Annotated in this window: 1 protein-coding gene; it reads right to left on the bottom strand. The window is 68.8% G+C overall.

Features of this window, described 5'->3' with window-relative positions:
• On the bottom strand, positions 1-465 hold a 465-nt coding region (locus OO67_RS35440; RefSeq protein ID WP_033305953.1), incomplete at both ends, for an acyltransferase domain-containing protein.

Genomic DNA, 465 nt, shown 5'->3' with positions numbered 1-465 from the left:
GCTGCTACGGAGAGTTGTCCGTTCCAGGTGGTCAGCAGTTCTTCGGCTTGTGTCTCGGGTAGGGCGAGCCAGGCCATGCCGCCGCCGCCGGAGAGGACGCGGAGTGCTTTGGAGCGTAGGGCGATGATGCGTGCGCCGTCTTCCAGGGAGAGGCCTCCGGCGACGACTGCTGCGGCGATCTCGCCCTGGGAGTGGCCCACGACGGCTGTGGGGTTGACGCCGTTGGCGCGCCACAGTGCTGCGAGGCCCAGCATCGTTGCCCAGGAGGCGGGTTGGACCACGTCGACGCGGTCCAGGCCGGGTGCGCCGTCTTCTGCGCGCAGTACTGCTGTGAGTGACCAGTCGACGAAGGGTGCCAGGGCTGTCTCGCACTCGCTGATCACGCGGGCGAACACGGGCGAGGTGTCCAGCAGTCCCACCGCCATCCCGGCCCACTGCGACCCCTGCCCCGGAAACACGAACACG

Origin of the sequence: Streptomyces atroolivaceus (assembly GCF_000717025.1) — a bacterium.
Taxonomy (GTDB): Bacteria; Actinomycetota; Actinomycetes; order Streptomycetales; family Streptomycetaceae; genus Streptomyces; species Streptomyces atroolivaceus.
The sequence above is the reverse complement of the archived record's forward strand: the minus strand, read 5'-3'. Positions and strand labels throughout refer to the sequence as shown.